10 protein-coding genes and 1 pseudogene are annotated in these 16,015 nt (G+C 69.8%); 9 read left to right on the top strand and 2 right to left on the bottom strand.

Annotated elements, in window-relative coordinates; all coding sequences use genetic code 11:
• Positions 1-6: 6 nt before the first annotated feature.
• On the bottom strand, positions 7-972 hold the full coding sequence (locus AB0B96_RS16500; RefSeq protein ID WP_362899433.1) for a tripartite tricarboxylate transporter substrate binding protein: 966 nt from the start codon (positions 970-972) through the stop codon (positions 7-9).
• Between the two features lie 171 nt (positions 973-1,143).
• On the opposite strand from AB0B96_RS16500, the gene AB0B96_RS16505 reads away from it, so the two are divergent.
• From AB0B96_RS16505 to ilvC, 8 genes and pseudogenes are all read left to right on the top strand, one after another.
• Complete coding sequence (locus AB0B96_RS16505; RefSeq protein ID WP_362899435.1) at positions 1,144-2,844, top strand: sensor histidine kinase; 1,701 nt, start codon at positions 1,144-1,146, stop codon at positions 2,842-2,844.
• Positions 2,845-2,858: 14 nt separating this feature from the next.
• Positions 2,859-3,536: a response regulator gene (locus AB0B96_RS16510; RefSeq protein WP_350947648.1), complete on the top strand. Its 678-nt coding sequence runs from the start codon at positions 2,859-2,861 to the stop codon at positions 3,534-3,536.
• A 378-nt stretch (positions 3,537-3,914) separates the two neighbouring features.
• Positions 3,915-5,693, top strand: a complete 1,779-nt coding sequence (locus AB0B96_RS16515; RefSeq protein ID WP_362899437.1) for a VanW family protein — start codon at positions 3,915-3,917, stop codon at positions 5,691-5,693.
• Positions 5,694-5,777: 84 nt separating this feature from the next.
• Positions 5,778-6,686: a 2-hydroxyacid dehydrogenase gene (locus AB0B96_RS16520; RefSeq protein WP_362899439.1), complete on the top strand. Its 909-nt coding sequence runs from the start codon at positions 5,778-5,780 to the stop codon at positions 6,684-6,686.
• A 359-nt stretch (positions 6,687-7,045) separates the two neighbouring features.
• Entirely contained in the window at positions 7,046-9,706 is a 2,661-nt protein-coding gene (locus AB0B96_RS16525) for a GGDEF domain-containing protein (RefSeq protein WP_362899441.1), read from the top strand.
• A 224-nt stretch (positions 9,707-9,930) separates the two neighbouring features.
• Positions 9,931-11,670: pseudogene (locus tag AB0B96_RS16530) on the top strand (acetolactate synthase large subunit); the annotation flags it as partial.
• Between the two features lie 2 nt (positions 11,671-11,672).
• Entirely contained in the window at positions 11,673-12,197 is a 525-nt protein-coding gene (ilvN, locus tag AB0B96_RS16535; protein ID WP_350947623.1) for an acetolactate synthase small subunit, read from the top strand.
• Positions 12,198-12,236: 39 nt separating this feature from the next.
• Positions 12,237-13,217, top strand: a complete 981-nt coding sequence (gene ilvC / locus AB0B96_RS16540; RefSeq protein ID WP_362899664.1) for a ketol-acid reductoisomerase — start codon at positions 12,237-12,239, stop codon at positions 13,215-13,217.
• 148 nt (positions 13,218-13,365) lie between these two features.
• Here ilvC and AB0B96_RS16545 read toward each other — a convergent pair whose 3' ends face one another.
• Positions 13,366-14,259 (bottom strand): CAP domain-containing protein, encoded by an 894-nt coding sequence (locus AB0B96_RS16545; RefSeq protein WP_362899444.1) that lies wholly within the window; start codon positions 14,257-14,259, stop codon positions 13,366-13,368.
• Positions 14,260-14,628: 369 nt separating this feature from the next.
• Between AB0B96_RS16545 and AB0B96_RS16550 the strand changes: the two genes are divergently transcribed.
• Positions 14,629-15,999 (top strand): MFS transporter, encoded by a 1,371-nt coding sequence (locus AB0B96_RS16550; RefSeq protein WP_362899446.1) that lies wholly within the window; start codon positions 14,629-14,631, stop codon positions 15,997-15,999.
• Positions 16,000-16,015: the final 16 nt, after the last annotated feature.

Consider the following 16,015-nt stretch of genomic DNA (forward strand, 5'->3'; position numbering starts at 1 on the left):
GAGGCATCAGGAGACGAGGCCCATCTCCGCGATGATGCCCTTGACCTTGGTCTGCTCGGCCGCGAGGAAGTCGGCGAACGGCTGACCGGTCTGGAAGACGTCGGCCCACCCGTTCTTGAGCACCGCCTCCTTCCACGCGGAGGACTCGTGCATCTTGGTGACCAGGTCGGTGAGGCTCTTCTTCGCCTCGTCGTCCAGCCCGCCGGGCGCGACGAAGCCCCGCCAGTTGGCCAGCTCCACGTCCAGACCCCCCTCCTTGAGAGTGGGCGCGTCGACATTGCCGAGCCGCGCCGGAGAGCTGACGCCGAGAGCGCGCAGCTTGCCGGACTTCACGTGCTCGGCGAACTCGCCGATGCCGGAGATCCCCATCGCGACCTTCTCGCCGAGCAGCGCGTTGAGCGCCTCGCCGCCGCCGGAGTGGGCGATGTAGTTGACCTGCCTGGGGTCGATGCCCGCGGCCTTGGCCATCAGGCCCGCCACGATGTGGTCGGTGCCCCCGGCGGAGCCGCCCGCGATGGCGATCTTCGTCGGATCCGCCTTCCACGCCGTCACCAGCTCGCCGAGCGTCTTGTACGGCGACCCCGCGGGGACCACGACGATCTCGTACTCCTCGGTGAGCTTCGCGATCGGCGTGGTGTCGGCGAGGGTGACCTTCGACTTGTTCTGCTCGATCGCGCCGACCATGACCAGGCCCATGGTCATCAGCAGGTCACCGTTGCCCTTCTCGCCCGCGAGCTGGGCCAGGCCGATGGTGCCGCCCGCGCCGGGCACGTTGTAGACCTCGATCTTGCGCGACGGCTCGGCGGTCTTGAGCGCCTCGCCGGCGACGCGGGAGGTCTGGTCCCAGCCGCCTCCGGGTGAGGCCGGAGCCATGATTCTCAGCGCGCTCGTTCCCGAGCCACCATCGGAACCGCAGGCGGTGAGGGCGGCGAGGGACAGCACCGCGAGGGCGGCCAGTCTCCGAAGTCGCATGGTCAGCTCCAAACAAACGTCAATAAAGCGTGGTGAGGATGCTGACCTCAGGAGGGCAGCCTGTCGATGCTTTGCGTGGTTGCCGTCGTATCGGTCGTATTGGTCACGCGTCCTCGACCGCGCCGTTATCTCGGACTGCTTTCATCGAGGTCTCCGACCAGGAGTCAACTCGTGCGACGCTTACTCGACGCCTCGCTCGGCACCCAGCTCTTCGTGCTGCAGACCGTCATCGTGTTCCTCGCGGTCGCCGGCACGGCGGGTGTCTGGATGGAGCACACCCGCGCCCTGCTGGACCGTCAGTACCAGCAGCGTGCCCTGGCGATCGCCGAGTCGGTGGCCGGGCTTCCCCAGGTGCGCGAGGCGTTCGCCCTGCCCAGACCCGAGCTGAGCCTGCAGCCGATCGCGCTCGGGGTGCAGGCGGCGACCGGCGCCGACTACGTGGTGATCGCGAACCGCGACCAGATCCGCTACGCCCACCCCAACCCGAGCCTGATCGGCAAGAGGCTGTCCACCGACGGCTCGGAGATCCTCACGAACGGGCGGCGCTGGACCGGCGTCCAGACGGGCACCCTCGGCCGCTCGGTACGCGGCAAGGCCCCGATCTTCGACTCCTCGGGGCGGGTCATCGGCCTGGCCTCGGTCGGGATCCTGGAGGAGCGTCTCGCCGACCAGCTCGGCGAGGCGCTCCCGCCGCTGCTGTGGACGGTCCTCGCCGTCCTCGTCGCCGGGTCGGGCGCCGCCGCGCTGATCGTCCGGCGGGTACGCCGCCAGACGTTCGGCCTGGAACCGGGAGAGATCGCTGCCCTGCTCGAACAGCGCGAGGGCGTGTTGCACGGCGTCAAGGAGGGGGTGCTCGCCCTCGACCTCCAGGGAAGGGTCACGCTCGTCAACGACGCGGCGCGCGAACTGCTCGGCCTCTCCCGGCACGACGTCGGCCGGAGCCTGCGGGAGATGCCCCTGTCCGACCGGATGCGGGACGTGCTCGACGGGGTGGACCCCGGCGACGACAGGGTGGTGCTCCACCGAGACCGGGTGCTCGTACTCAACCGGACCCCGGTGGCGGTACGGGAACTGCAGAGCGGCTGGGTGGTCACCCTGCGGGACCGTACCGAACTGGTGCGCCTGACCCGCGAGCTCGACCGGGCCAGCACCACGACCGGCGCGCTGCGCGCGCAGGCCCACGAGTTCGCCAACCGGATGCACACCGTGGTCGGCCTGCTGGAACTCGGCGAGTACGAGACGGCCGTCAGCTACATCACCCAGACCACCGAGGCCTACAGCAGGCACGCCTCGGGCATCAGGGAGAAGGTCGCCGACCCGACGCTGGCCGCCCTGCTGCTGGCCAAGTCGGCCGAGGCGGCCGAGCGGGGCGCCACCCTGGTGCTGTCCGACGACTCCCGGGTGGAGGAGGGCATGCTCGGCGACCCGCACGACGCGGTCCTGGTCGTCGGCAACCTGGTCGCCAACGCCCTCGACGCGCTGCAGGAGACCGGCGGAACGGTGGAGGTCTCGGTCCGTACCGAGGCGGACGGGCTGCGCGTCCGGGTCGGCGACTCCGGTCCCGGGATCACCCCCGGCCTGGTCCACGAGGTGTTCAGGGAGGGCTTCACCACGAAGGCGGCCCACGCGGGACCGCGCGGCCTGGGCCTCGCCCTCACCCGCCAGACGTGCGCACGCCGGGGCGGCTGGGTGCGGGTGCACAACGCGGGCGGCGCCGTCTTCACCGCGCTCCTTCCCACCGGGGAGCCCGCACCGCCCGCCGCGGAAGGAGCCCTCGGTGGGTGGGGCGATCGAGCGCGGCCGGCGCCCGCACCGCCTCTCGCGGAAGGAGCGGGGGAATCCGCCTCCACGGAACGGAAGGTGCCGAGTTGACCGGGGACACGCACATGGGCGACATCCGCGTCCTGGTCGTGGACGACGACTTCATGGTGGCGAGGATCCACGGTGGCTACGTCACCAGGACGCCGGGCTTCACGGTCGCCGGTGTCGTCCACACCGGGGGCGCCGCGATCGCCTCGGCCGCGGCGCGCAGGCCCGACCTGGTGCTGCTCGACATCTACCTGCCGGACATGTCGGGACTCGACGTCCTGAGGAAGCTCAGGGGGGCCGCGCAACCGGTGGACATCCTGGTGATCACCGCCGCGCGCGACGTCACCACGGTCCGGGCGGCGATGCGCGGTGGCGCGGTCAACTACCTGATCAAGCCCTTCACCGCCCGCGCCCTGACCGAGCGCCTCGAACAGTACGCCGAGATCCGCAGACGGCTCGCCACCCTCGGGGACGAGGCCCGTCAGGACGAGGTCGACAGGCTCTTCGGCGCGGTCAGGGGGGTTCCGCCACCGCTGCCCAAAGGGCTGTCGGGCACCACGTGCTCCCTCGTCGCCGAGGCGCTCAGGGAGAGCGGCGGCGACCTGTCGGCGACCGAGACGGCGACGGTGACCGGTCTGTCCAGGGTGAGCGCCCGCCGGTATCTGGAACACCTGTGCGCGGTGGGCCAGGCGGAGCTCCGCCCGAAGTACGGCACGGCGGGAAGACCCGAGCATCGCTACCGATGGACAGGATGATTTGTTATTTCATTTTGGGCGGAGGCTGACCAATGTGGTTTAAGGTTGCCGGAGGTGGAAGCTGCGAAGCAGGAGGATGCGGAGGCCGTGCGGAACGCCGGAGCGTCTGTGGACCCACCGACGGACCCCTTTGAGGCAATGCCCCTTCCTTCACGCCCCGTACCACCGGGCGCCCGCGACCCGCGACGAGCTCCCGGCACTCAGGCCGCCCAACCCCAGGGGGGTTCGCGCCTTCCCCCCGGTGTCTCGCCCGACATCTTCGGCCCCACCGGCCACGGAGGATCTCCGGGTGCAGGAAGGCCCGGCCCCGGTGGTCAGTCCGCACCGTCCCGCGGGACGACGCTTCCCCCCGCGGCCCAGCCCCCGCAGCCCTGGCAGATGGCCACTCCGGAACGCCCCTTCCGGCGCGACGAGCCGACGCTCGTCCCCGGTGGCGACGGCGGGTTCCCGCAACCGGACGGGCTCCGCTACGAGGAGCCGCCTCCGCGTCGCCGCGGGGCCCGCAGGCTCTTCCTGATCGTTTTCGCCGTACTCTTCGTCGTCGCGCTCGCCTACGCGGTGCCCGCCGTCATCATGTCCGGAAAGATGCTGCCGGGCACCACCGTGCGGGGCATCGACATCGGCGGCCTGACCGCGACCGAGGCGGCCGACAAGCTCAGGGACCGTCTGTCGGGCAAGGCCGGCGAGAAGATGAACCTGCTGGCGGCGGGCAAGCGTTACGACTTCGACCCCGCGAAGTCGGGCCTGGAGTTCGACGTGGTCGCCACCATCGCCCAGGCGCCCAGCGGCTTTCCCAGCCCCGCCGAGGTCTGGCGGGCCTTCACCGGCACCACCGACCTGGAGCCCAAGGTCTCCTCCGACCTTGAGAAGATGAGAGCCGCGGTCGCCGGCCTGGCCAAGAAGGTCGATCTCAAGGTCCGTGAGGGCTCGGTCACGTTCGAAGGCGTCAAGCCCGTCGTCGTCACGCCCCGCGACGGCCGGGAGCTGGAGAGGGAGGCCGCGGTCGCCGCGATCACGAAGGCCTTCCTCGGCCCGGAGAAGGAGGTCCGCCTCCCGGTCTCGGTGATCAAGCCGATGGCCGGGGCGGAGACGGTCAAGCAGGCCGCGGCCAGTGCGCGGAAGGCGCTGTCGGGGCCGGTCACGCTGACCTTCGCCGGCAAGCAGACCCAGCTGCCGGTGGAGACCCTCGCCGCCCACCTGTCCTTCGAACCGGACAGCTCCGGCGGTATGAGCCCGAAGTTCGACGCCAAGAACGCCGTGGCCTCCGTGGAGGGGGACCTGATCGACTCGGCCCTCGCCCCCCGCGACCCCACGTTCCAGATCGTCGGGGGAAAGCCGAAGCTGGTGCCCGGACGCAAGGGCAAGGGCGTCGACGACGAGCGGCTCGCCACCGACGTGGCGAACATGGTCGCCCGTGACGGCGACCGGACGATCCCGGTCCTCCTCGCCACCGTCAAGCCGAGGATGTCCGACGCCGACGCGCGCAAGCTCGGCATCAAGGAGCGGATCAGCCAGTTCACCACCCCCTACACCTGCTGCCCGCCGCGGGTCACCAACATCAGGACGATCGCCAAGCTCCTGGACGGTCACCTGGTGAAGCCGGGTGAGACCTTCTCGCTCAACGGCGTCGTCGGCCAGCGCGACACGGCACGCGGCTTCGTCCCCGCCCCCATGATCCAGGGCGGCAGGCTGGTCGACTCGGTCGGCGGCGGCATCTCCCAGTTCGTCACCACCATGTACAACGCGGTGTTCTTCGGCGGCCTCGAGGACGTCCAGCACATGGCGCACGAGTTCTACATCTCCCGCTACCCGGCCGGACGCGAGTCCACGGTCTCCTGGCCCCAGCCCGACTTCCGCTGGAAGAACGACTCGCCGTACGGGGTGCTGGTGAAGACCTCCTACAACGACAGCGGGGTCACCGTCGCCTTCTGGAGCACCAAGCGTTACGAGATCGAGTCGATCTCCTCGGAGAGATACAACGTCACCCCGTTCAAGAGCGAGACCGACAGCGGCCCCACCTGCATCCCGATGGTCGGCCAGAACGGGTTCACGATCGATGTCTGGCGCGTCTTCAAGCAGGACGGCAAGGAGATCAAGCGCGTCAAGAAGACCACGGTCTACCGCCCCGAACTCGACCTGAAGTGCGTGTCCGAATAATCACGGCGCCGGCGCGTCCCGCACGGCCGGACGGTGCGGTCGTGAGGGGCGGCGCCACCGGCCGTACGGCTGGATAATGCGCACATGAAGATCTGGGTACCTTCCAAAGCCATCGCCGATGTCCTGTGTGATCTCCCGGAAGTGGAGTGCGTCGTCTACGACGGCACGGAGCCGGTGCCCGAGGGCGTGGAGGAGGCCGAGGTCTGGATCCCGCCGCTCACGCCGCTGGCGGATCTTCCCGGTCTGCTCGCCCGCATGACCGGCCTGCGGCTGCTGCAGACCGTCACCGCGGGTGTCGACGCCTACCGGCCGCACGTGCGGGAGGGGGTGACGCTGTGCAACGCCAGGGGGGTGCACGACGCGGGCACCGCCGAGTGGGCGGTGGGAGCCATGATCTCCGTGCTGCGGGAGTTTCCCGGGTTCGTCCACGCGCAGCGCGAGGGCGAGTGGACCTACCACCACACCGGGGTGCTGGCCGACTCCACGGTCCTGATCGTCGGCTACGGCTCGATCGGTGAGGCGCTGGAGCGGCGGCTCAACGGCTTCGAGGTCGACGTCGTCCGGGTGGCCAGGACCGCCAGGGCCGGTGTGCACGGCCTGGACGAGCTGCCGGGGCTGCTGCCGGGGGCGGACGTGGTGGTGCTGCTCGTCCCCTCGACGCCCGAGACCACCGGCATGGTGGACGCCGGGTTCCTGGCGGCGATGAGGGACGGCGCCCTCCTGGTGAACGCGGCCAGGGGCACGGTGGTCGACACGGACGCGCTCGTCGCCGAGCTGCGGGCGGGCCGGATCCTCGCCGCGCTCGACGTCACCGACCCCGAGCCCCTGCCGGAGGGCCACCCGCTGTGGACGGCGCCGGGGGTTCTCATCACCCCGCACGTCGCGGGCAGCACTCCGGCGTCCGTACGGCGCACGCTGAAGCTTCTGCGCTCCCAGCTGTTGCGTTACCTTGCGGGGGAGCCGCTCAAAAACGTGATCACGGGTTCGTACTGACGGGTGGGGCCCCTGTGGCAAGCCCTCGCTCCCAGCCGTCGCGTCACCTCGCGAGGGAGCCGCTCAAAGATGTGATCACGGGTTCGTACTGACCGGCAAAGGAATCCGGGCCGTGGCTGCCCCGTGACCTGCGGTGCGTACCGTCGGTAAAAGCGATCACCGTTGCTCGCGTGGTTATCAGATCGGTGACGACTACGGCGTTGTCACCACCCGCGCGGGTCGGACGGCACACACTGGCCCTGTGCCGGTACGAGCGCCGAGGACGAAGGACGACGCGCTCGCACCGGCAGCGCGGGCGCAGCGAGCAAGGGAAGCTGCGAAAGCGAAAAACACCAAACGACATTGATGGGCAGACGACATTGATCCGCTGGCGTGACCCCCGGGTACCGCTGACCGCCGCCGCCGCGGGCGTGGTGGGGCTCGTTGCCGCGCTCGTCAGCGGCGCTCCGGCCGTGGTCGTCGAGGCGGTGGCGGGCGTCGTCACCGCCGCGGCGGCCGCGGGCTCGCTGTTCGCCGCCGCCTCCAAAATCACCGACCGGCGCAGGGCGCTGGCCTGGCGCTGGCTGGCCGGAGGATCGCTCACCTGGCTGGCCGGGGTAGGGGTACGGCCGATCGCGGAAGGCACACCCTTCGTGGTGACCTTCGCCGACCTGGTGCTCCTGGCCGGTACGGCGATGCTCGCGGTCGGCACCGCGCTGTCGGCGGCCAGACCCGCGCGCGGGCACGCCCTGCTGCGTGACCTCGCCGACTCCTACGTGTGCGCCGCGGCCATCATGGTGATCGTCTGGGTGTCGCTGGTGGGTCCGCTCTACGGCACCGGCGGTGACGCGGGCGACGCCGCGGTCACCTTCGCCTCGCCGCTGTTCTGCCTGATCCTCGCCAGCGTCGTGGGCCCGGCCGTGGTGCCGATCCGGCGCTCGGCCTGGCCGGTCGGTCTCGCCGCGCTCGCCGTGCTCGCCGCGATCGCGACCTCCGAGACGATCACCGCGGTGGCCCGGGTGAACGGCGACACACCGTCCCTGACCTGGGTGTGGCTCGCCCCCGCCGCGTTCCTGGTGCTCGCCGCGGTCCCGTGGAGCGGGCCCGCGACGCGGTCTGTCGCGCCCAGGGACGACGAGCCGTTCGTCAGGGAGAGCACGTCCTCGCTGATCGCGGCGGTGCCGCTGTTCCTCGTGGGAGCGGCCACCGTCGTCGTGCTCCTGCGCGTGATCAGCGGCGGGGTGCAGGGCCCCCCGGCGGTCCTCGCCTCGGTGTGCGCGTCGATCGTCGCCGTCCTGGTGGTGCGCCTGTTCGTGATGCTGATGGAGACCGGGCGGATGCGGAGCCTGCTGCATCTCGGCGAGCTGCAGCTGCGGGACCTCGCGGAGAGCGCGGGGGACGTGGTCATGCTGTGCGGCTACGACGGCGTGGTGCGGGAGATCGGCGAGGGCGTCGAGATCACGTACGGCTACCGTCCTGACGACCTGGTCGGCCGGAAGATCTTCGACTACATCCACCCCGAGGACGTGCCGGGGATCCAGGCGGCGCTGAGCGCGATGAGCCTGGAGGAGGAGGCCGAGGAGGGGCCGGGCGCCTGCATGGTCGCCTGCCGGGTCCGGGCCTCCGACGGGACGTGGCGGCCCGCCGAGTCGGTGGCGACCCGGCACGTGCGCGGCGACGACCTGCTCCTCGTCACCACCCGCGACATCAGCGACCAGGAGGCCCTGCGCAGCCAGGTCGCCCACCTCACCTTCCACGACGGCATCACCGGCCTGCCCAACCGGGCCTACTTCGAGGAGCGCACCCGGGAGGTGCTGGCCCGTCCCGGCGCGAGCAACGTCGCCGTGGTCTTCCTGGACCTGGACGGCTTCACCGCGGTGAACGACTCGGTCGGCCACGCCAGCGGCGACTACCTGCTCGGTCAGGCGGCCCGCAGGCTCCGCGCCGCCGTACGGGCCGACGACACCCTGGCGCGCTGGGGCGGCGACGAGTTCGCGGTGCTGCTCGAGGCGCCGGTCGACGCCCAGACAGCGGTCGACCTGGCCGAGCTGCTGGTCCGTACGGTCTCGTCCGAGCCGTTCCGGGTCGCCGACCGCGACGTCGCGCTCACCGCGAGCGTCGGGGTGGCCTTCTCCACCGCGGACGTCTCCTCCGCCGACCTGATCCGCAACGCCGACGTGGCGATGGCGAGGGCGAAGGAGCTGGGCGGGCGCAGGGTCGAGGTGTTCGCCGCGCACATGCACGCCGACGTGGTACGACGCCTGGAGCTCGCCGCCGACCTGCAGCGGGCGCTGCTGGAGAACCAGTTCGCGATCGAGTACCAGCCGGTGGTCGATCTGGCCACCTCGCGCGTCACCGCCGTCGAGGCGCTGGTGCGCTGGTGCCGGGGCGGCGAGTTCGTCCCGCCCGAGCAGTTCCTCGGCCCGGCGGAGGACACCGGCCTGATCGTGCCGCTGAGCGAGTGGATCCTGCGCGAGTCCTGCAGGGAGGTGGCCGCCTGGCGTGCCTCCTCCTGGGAGATCGGGCTCTCGCTGAACCTCTCGGCCCGGCAGATCATGGCGCCGCGCTTCGTGGAGACCGTCGAGGCGGTCCTGGCCGAGAGCGAGCTGCCGCCCAGTGCGCTCACCCTGGAGGTCATCGAGGAGATGCTGGTCGAGGACGCGGAGGAGACCATCACCCGGCTCTCCGAGCTGCGTGCCCTCGGCGTCCGGCTCGCCATCGATGACTTCGGCACCGGATACGCCTCGCTGGCGTTCCTGCGGCAGCTCCCGGTCGACATGATCAAGATCGACCCGTCCTTCGTGTCCGGGCTCGGCCGTGACGAGACGCTCACCCTGCTCACCCGCACGATCGTGCGGCTGGGGCACGACCTGGGGCTGATCGTGGTCGCCGAGGGCATCGAGCGGCCCGAGCAGCTGGAGTTGCTGCGCGAGATGGGCTGCACCCGCGGCCAGGGGTTCCTGGTGGCGCGCCCGATGGCCGCGCGCGGCGTCGACTCGCTGATCCGCACCAGCCTCTCCAGCCTCGGGTCTCCCGCGTGACCTCGCATCTCGGACTCTGAGATATGTGTCCCATGAATTTGACGCGGGGGTACTCCGTCGGCCATGGTGGAGCCATGCAGCTTCACCGTGGGATTCTCGTAGTACTTCGCCGGCGCGCGGGCCGATAGCGAATCACTACGACCTGCGCGCCGCCCCAGCTCCGCCGACCAGGCGGGATGGGGCATTTTTTATGCCATTAAGCATGTTCAGCCACAAGGAACGAGCCGATGACCGAACAGATGACAGGAGCCCAGGCCCTCGTGAGGGCGCTGGAGCTCGTCGGGGTCGACACCGTGTTCGGGATCCCGGGCGGCGCGATTCTCCCCGCCTACGATCCTCTCTACGACTCGACCAAGGTCCGGCACGTGCTAGTACGGCACGAGCAGGGTGCGGGGCATGCGGCTCAGGGCTACGCGCAGGCCACCGGCAAGGTCGGGGTGTGCATGGCCACGAGCGGCCCCGGCGCCACCAACCTGGTCACCCCGATCGCCGACGCCTACATGGACTCGGTCCCGATGGTCGCGATCACCGGTCAGGTGGCCAGCGCAGCCATTGGCACGGACGCCTTCCAGGAAGCCGACATCTCCGGCATCACCATGCCGATCACGAAGCACAACTTCCTGGTCATCGACCCGAACGAGATTCCCAGGACGATCGTGGAGGCCTTCCACATCGCCTCGACGGGGCGTCCCGGGCCGGTGCTGGTCGACATCGCCAAGGACACGCTCCAGGCGAAGATGACCTTCGAGTGGCCGGTCGCGATGCAGCTGCCCGGCTACCGTCCGGTGACACGGCCGCACTCCAAGCAGATCCGCGAGGCGGCGAAGCTGATCGCCGAGGCGAGGCGGCCCGTCCTCTACGTGGGCGGCGGCGTGCACCGGGCCGGGGCGTCGGGGGAGTTGCTGGAGTTCGCCGAGCTGACCGGCATCCCGGTGGTCACCACCCTGATGGCGCGGGGCACCTTCCCCGACAGCCACCCGCAGCACATGGGCATGCCCGGCATGCACGGCTCGGTCTCGGCGGTCGGCGCGCTGCAGAGGTCCGATCTGATCATCGGGCTCGGTGTCCGCTTCGACGACCGGGTCACCGGCCAGCTGTCCAGCTTCGCGCCGCACGCGAAGGTCGTCCACGCGGACATCGACCCGGCGGAGATCTCCAAGAACCGGCACGCGGACGTCCCGATCGTGGGCGACTGCAAGGAGGTCATCTCCGACCTGATCGCCGCGGTGCGCGGTGAGGGGCGCAAGGGCGACTACGCCGACTGGTGGACGGCGCTCAACGCCTACAAGGCGACCTATCCGCTGGGCTACACCGAGTTCGAGGACGGCTCCCTCGCCCCGCAGTACGTCATGGAGCGGCTGGGCGCGCTCGTCGGCCCGGACGCGATCTACACCGCGGGTGTCGGACAGCACCAGATGTGGGCCGCGCAGTTCATCGGCTACGAGAACCCCGGCACGTTCATCAACTCCGGCGGCGCGGGCACGATGGGCTTCGCCGTCCCGGCGGCGATGGGGGCCAAGATGGGCCGCCCCGACACCACGGTGTGGGCGATCGACGGCGACGGCTGCTTCCAGATGACCAACCAGGAGCTCGCCACCTGCACGATCGAGGGTGTGCCGATCAAGGTCGCGATCATCAACAACGGTAACCTTGGCATGGTCCGGCAGTGGCAGACGCTGTTCTACAACCAGCGTTACTCCAACACCGACCTGCAGACGGTCCGCCGCATCCCCGACTTCGTCAAGCTCGCCGAGGCCTACGGTTGCGTGGGGCTGCGGTGCGAACGCCCCGAGGACGTGGACGCGACGATCAAGAAGGCCATGGAGATCAACGACGTGCCGGTGGTCGTCGACTTCGTGGTGCACCAGGACGCCATGGTGTGGCCGATGGTCGCGGCAGGGACCAGCAACGATGACATCAAGTTCGCGCGCGACATGGCGCCGGTCTGGGACAGCGAGGACTAGGCATGAGCAGGCACACGCTCTCCGTGCTGGTGGAGAACAAGCCCGGCGTGCTCGCGCGCGTCGCGGCGCTGTTCAGCCGCAGGGGGTTCAACATCGACTCGCTCGCGGTCGGCCCGACCGAGCACGCGGACATCTCCAGGATGACCATCGTGGTCAACGTCGCCGACCTGCCGCTGGAACAGGTCACCAAGCAGCTCAACAAGCTCGTCAACGTGCTGAAGATCGTGGAGCTCGATCCGGCGCAGTCGGTGCAGCGCGAGCTCACGCTGATCAAGGTGCGGGCCGACGCCGACAACAGGTCCAGCGTGCTGGAGCTGGTCAACCTGTTCCGGGCACGCTGTGTCGACGTTTCCTCCGACGCGGTGACCATCGAGGTCACCGGCACTCCGGACAAGCTGCAGGCCTTCATCAAGGTCCTGGAGCCGTTCGGCATCAAGGAGCTCGTCCAGTCGGGCATGGTGGCCATCGGCCGCGGTGCCCGTTCCATCACCGACCGTTCTCTCCGGGCCCTGGACCGGACCGCGTAACGCGTACGAGAAACCCGAAAGGTTAAGCAAGTGACTGAGATCTTCTACGACGACCAGGCCGACCTGTCGATCATCCAGGGCCGGCACGTCGCCGTTCTGGGATACGGCAGCCAGGGCCACGCCCACGCGCTCTCGCTGCGCGACTCCGGCGTGGACGTGCGGGTCGGCCTGCCCGAGGGCTCCAAGAGCAAGGAGAAGGCGGAGGCCGACGGCCTGCGCGTTCTCACTCCCTCGGAGGCCGTCGAAGAGGCCGACCTGACCATGATCCTCGCGCCGGACCACATCCAGCGCCACCTGTACGCCGACCACGTGGCCCCGAACCTCGTCGAGGGCGACGCGCTCTTCTTCGGGCACGGCCTCAACATCCGCTACGGCCTCATCGAGGCGCCCGAGGGCGTGGACGTGGCCATGGTCGCTCCCAAGGGCCCCGGCCACCTCGTACGCCGCCAGTACACGGCGGGCCGCGGCGTGCCGTGTCTCGTCGCGGTCGAGAAGGACGCGAGCGGCAACGCCCTGGACCTCGCCCTGTCGTACGCCAAGGGCATCGGCGGCACCCGCGCCGGCGCGCTGAAGACGACCTTCAAGGAGGAGACCGAGACCGACCTGTTCGGTGAGCAGGCCGTGCTGTGCGGCGGCGTCTCCGAGCTGATCAAGGTCGGTTTCGAGACCCTGATCGAGGCGGGCTACCAGCCCGAGGTCGCCTACTTCGAGTGCCTGCACGAGATGAAGCTGATCGTCGACCTGATGTACGAGGGCGGCATCCACAAGATGTACTGGTCGGTCTCCGACACCGCCGAGTACGGCGGCTACTCCCGCGGCCCGCGCATCGTGACGCAGGAGACGAAGAAGGAGATGCAGCGCATCCTCGCCGAGATCCAGTCCGGCGAGTTCACCAAGGAGCTGGTGGACGAGTTCGACGGCGGCCAGAAGAAGTTCACCGCCTACCGCGACGAGCTGGCCGAGCACCCGATCGAGAAGACCGGCGCCAAGCTCCGTCCGATGATGAGCTGGCTCAAGTAGAGGTTCGGGTGACGGCGTTCATGTGACGGCGTTCATGTGACGGCGCCGAGCCGAAAGCAGCGGCCCGTGCCCCTGGTGACGAGAACTCGTCACCAGGGGCACGGGCCGTTTCACACCGGGTGCCTCGCGGTCCGGTTGTGCCTGATTCCTAGTGCTTGGCGAAGTTCTGGGTCCAGTAGATGCCCCGGGAGCTGTTCGCCACGCCCACGCCGAGGTGGGTGTAGGCGCAGTTCATGATGTTGGCCCGGTGCCCGGAGCTGTTCATCCAGGCGGTGACCACGTCGGCCGGGGTGCGCTGGCCCATCGCGATGTTCTCGGCCCAGGCGCGCATCGGGCTGAACCCGCTCGCCTTGATCCGGGCGGTCATGTCACGGCCGTCCTGCGAGGTGTGGCTGAAGTAGTTCTTGGCCGCCATGTCGTCCGAGTGGCCCTGCGCGGCCGAACGCAGCTGCGGGTCGGAGATGAGCGGGCCACAGCCGCCCTTCTGCCGCTCGACGTTGGTGAGGCGCACCACTTCCTCCGACAGGGAGGATCCCGGTGCGGAGCTGGGAGTGGAGCTGGGGGTGGGGGTGGGCTTGGTGGGGGTGGCGCTGGCCGACGGGGTCGGGGTCGGCCTGGGGGTGGTGGTAGTGGTCGGCGCGGGGGTGGGGGCCGGGGTGTCGGTGGGGGAGCAGCCGAGCCTGACGGGCTTGGAGCGGCCGCTGTTTCCCCGGTAGTCGGTGACGACGGCGTAGTAGACGCCGGGAGCGCAGCGCAGTCTCACCGTCACCCGTCCGTTGGTGCCCTTCCGGGACGCGCTCTTCACGATCGGGTCGGCCCCGGGAACGGCGCGCTTGACGCGGATGCGGACCAGGGCGGTGTCGTCGCAGCCGAGCCGCGCGGCGGAGGCCTGGATCCGTCCCGCCGCGGTGACGTACGGCTTGGCGGCGTACACACGGCACTCGGCCTGCGGAGCGGACGCGGCGTGAGCCGTGGCGATCGGCGTGCTGATGGCCGCCAGACTCCCGAGGCAGAGCAGTGCCGCCCCTAGCGGTCTGCGCATGTCGGTTCCTCCGGTTGGTTAGACGCTGGATGGCCCCCGCATTCTGTCGGTGACAGATCCGTCTTGTCAGCAAATTCCGGACATTTACTGTGAGTCCCAGGTAAACCAGAGTGATCGCATAGGCGTCTGGGGCCGATGGTGCTCCGGTCGGCGTCAGGGATGCCCGAGAGATGAAATTTCCCTCTATGGGCCACTTGAGCTGGATATATGCCGCATGAAGGGAGGTGGTCCCGCGGGGGTCATCCGGGCCGGACGGCGGTTTCGTCGCCGGGCTCTCCCGGACCGACAGGAGCCGAAATATTCTCGTCTTCCGGCGATCACGAGGTTCCGGGGCCTACCGGACGCACACTCGCTGCGATTGAATGTGGCATGGTCTCCCCGGCGCCCTCACCGGCCGTCGTCACCGTGTCGCGCGGCGTGCGCGTCGGCTACGGTGTCGGCTCGATCTGCACCGCGACCTTCTCCACGGTCCCCGGATTGCTGCTGCTGTTCTACATGACGAACGTGCTCGCGGTTCCCGCGTGGATCGCCGGCATCGTGGTCTTCCTGCCCAAGCTCTGGGACATGTTCATCAACCCCTGGGTGGGCCAGCGCTCCGACCGGACGGTCTCCCGCTTCGGCGCCCGCCGTCCCTGGCTGCTCATGGGCGCGGTCACCCTGCCGGTGACGTTCGCCCTCACCTTCGCGGGCCCCCCGCTCACCGGCCTCTCCGCCGCCCTGTACGTCGCCTTCTTCTACTTCCTCACCGCGACGGCCTACGCCTTCTACGAGGTCCCCTACAAGGCGATGCCCGCGGAGATGACCGACGACTACCACGAGCGTTCCTCGCTGCTGCAGTGGAAGATGGTCTTCGTCGGCCTGGGGATCCTGCTCTCCGGGGCGGTCGCGCCGGTGATCGCGGGCACCGAGGCCGCCGGCTACCGGACCATGGGGCTGGTCATCGGTGCCGTGCTGCTGCTGTCGATGCTCGGCGCCTTCTTCGGCACGGCCCGGGCCCCGATGGTCGCGCGGGCCGAGACGGAGCCGTCGATCGCCGCCCAGTTCGCCGCCGCCCGCTCGAACACGACGTTCATGGTGCTGCTCGGTCTGAGCTGCGCCCAGATGTTCGCCGCCGGAGCCATGCTCGCCGGAGCGCCGTACTTCGCTACCTACACGCTGGGCGACCCGGCGGCGACCACCACGCTCTTCCTGGGCATCGTCGGTCCGTTGCTGATCACCATGCCGCTCTGGGTCCGGCTGTCCAAGCGCTACGACAAGCGCGGCGCGATGATCCTGGCGTCGGCGCTGTTCATGGTGGGCGCCGTCGGGATGGCCTTCGCCGGTCCGCTCGGCTGGGCGTACGCGCACGCGTGCGTGTTCCTCGTCGGCGTCGGCTACGCCGGGTTGCAGCTGCTGCAGTTCTCGATGCTTTCCGACGTGATCGTCCACGACGCCCTGGTCACCGGCAAGCGCAGGGCCGGGGTGTTCACCGGGCTCTGGACGGCCGCCGAGACCGTGGTCTTCGCGTTCGGCGCGCTCGTGCTCGGCTGGTTGCTGGGCGCGACCGGATTCGTTGAGTCCGACCCCTCCACGCCGGTCGCCCAGCCCGAGTCGGCGACCACGGCGGCACTGTACGGCTCGACGCTGCTGCCCGCGATCCTGATGGGGCTCAGCATCCTGCTGACCATGCGCTACACCCTGACGGCGGCGAAGATCAAGGAAGCCCAGGAAGCCGGAGCGGCCAGGGGCCAGGAGGGTTGAGAGGATCCCCCTGCCT

The organism is Streptosporangium sp. NPDC049046 (assembly GCF_040649155.1).
Lineage (GTDB): Bacteria > Actinomycetota > Actinomycetes > Streptosporangiales > Streptosporangiaceae > Streptosporangium.

Coding starts and splice junctions, on each gene's coding strand:
- AB0B96_RS16500 (WP_362899433.1), bottom strand. CDS start 972: ATGCGACTTCGGAGACTGGCCGCCCTCGCGGTGCTGTCCCTCGCCGCC.
- AB0B96_RS16510 (WP_350947648.1), top strand. CDS start 2,859: ATGGGCGACATCCGCGTCCTGGTCGTGGACGACGACTTCATGGTGGCG.
- AB0B96_RS16515 (WP_362899437.1), top strand. CDS start 3,915: ATGGCCACTCCGGAACGCCCCTTCCGGCGCGACGAGCCGACGCTCGTC.
- AB0B96_RS16520 (WP_362899439.1), top strand. CDS start 5,778: ATGAAGATCTGGGTACCTTCCAAAGCCATCGCCGATGTCCTGTGTGAT.
- ilvN (WP_350947623.1), top strand. CDS start 11,673: ATGAGCAGGCACACGCTCTCCGTGCTGGTGGAGAACAAGCCCGGCGTG.
- AB0B96_RS16545 (WP_362899444.1), bottom strand. CDS start 14,259: ATGCGCAGACCGCTAGGGGCGGCACTGCTCTGCCTCGGGAGTCTGGCG.
- AB0B96_RS16550 (WP_362899446.1), top strand. CDS start 14,629: ATGGTCTCCCCGGCGCCCTCACCGGCCGTCGTCACCGTGTCGCGCGGC.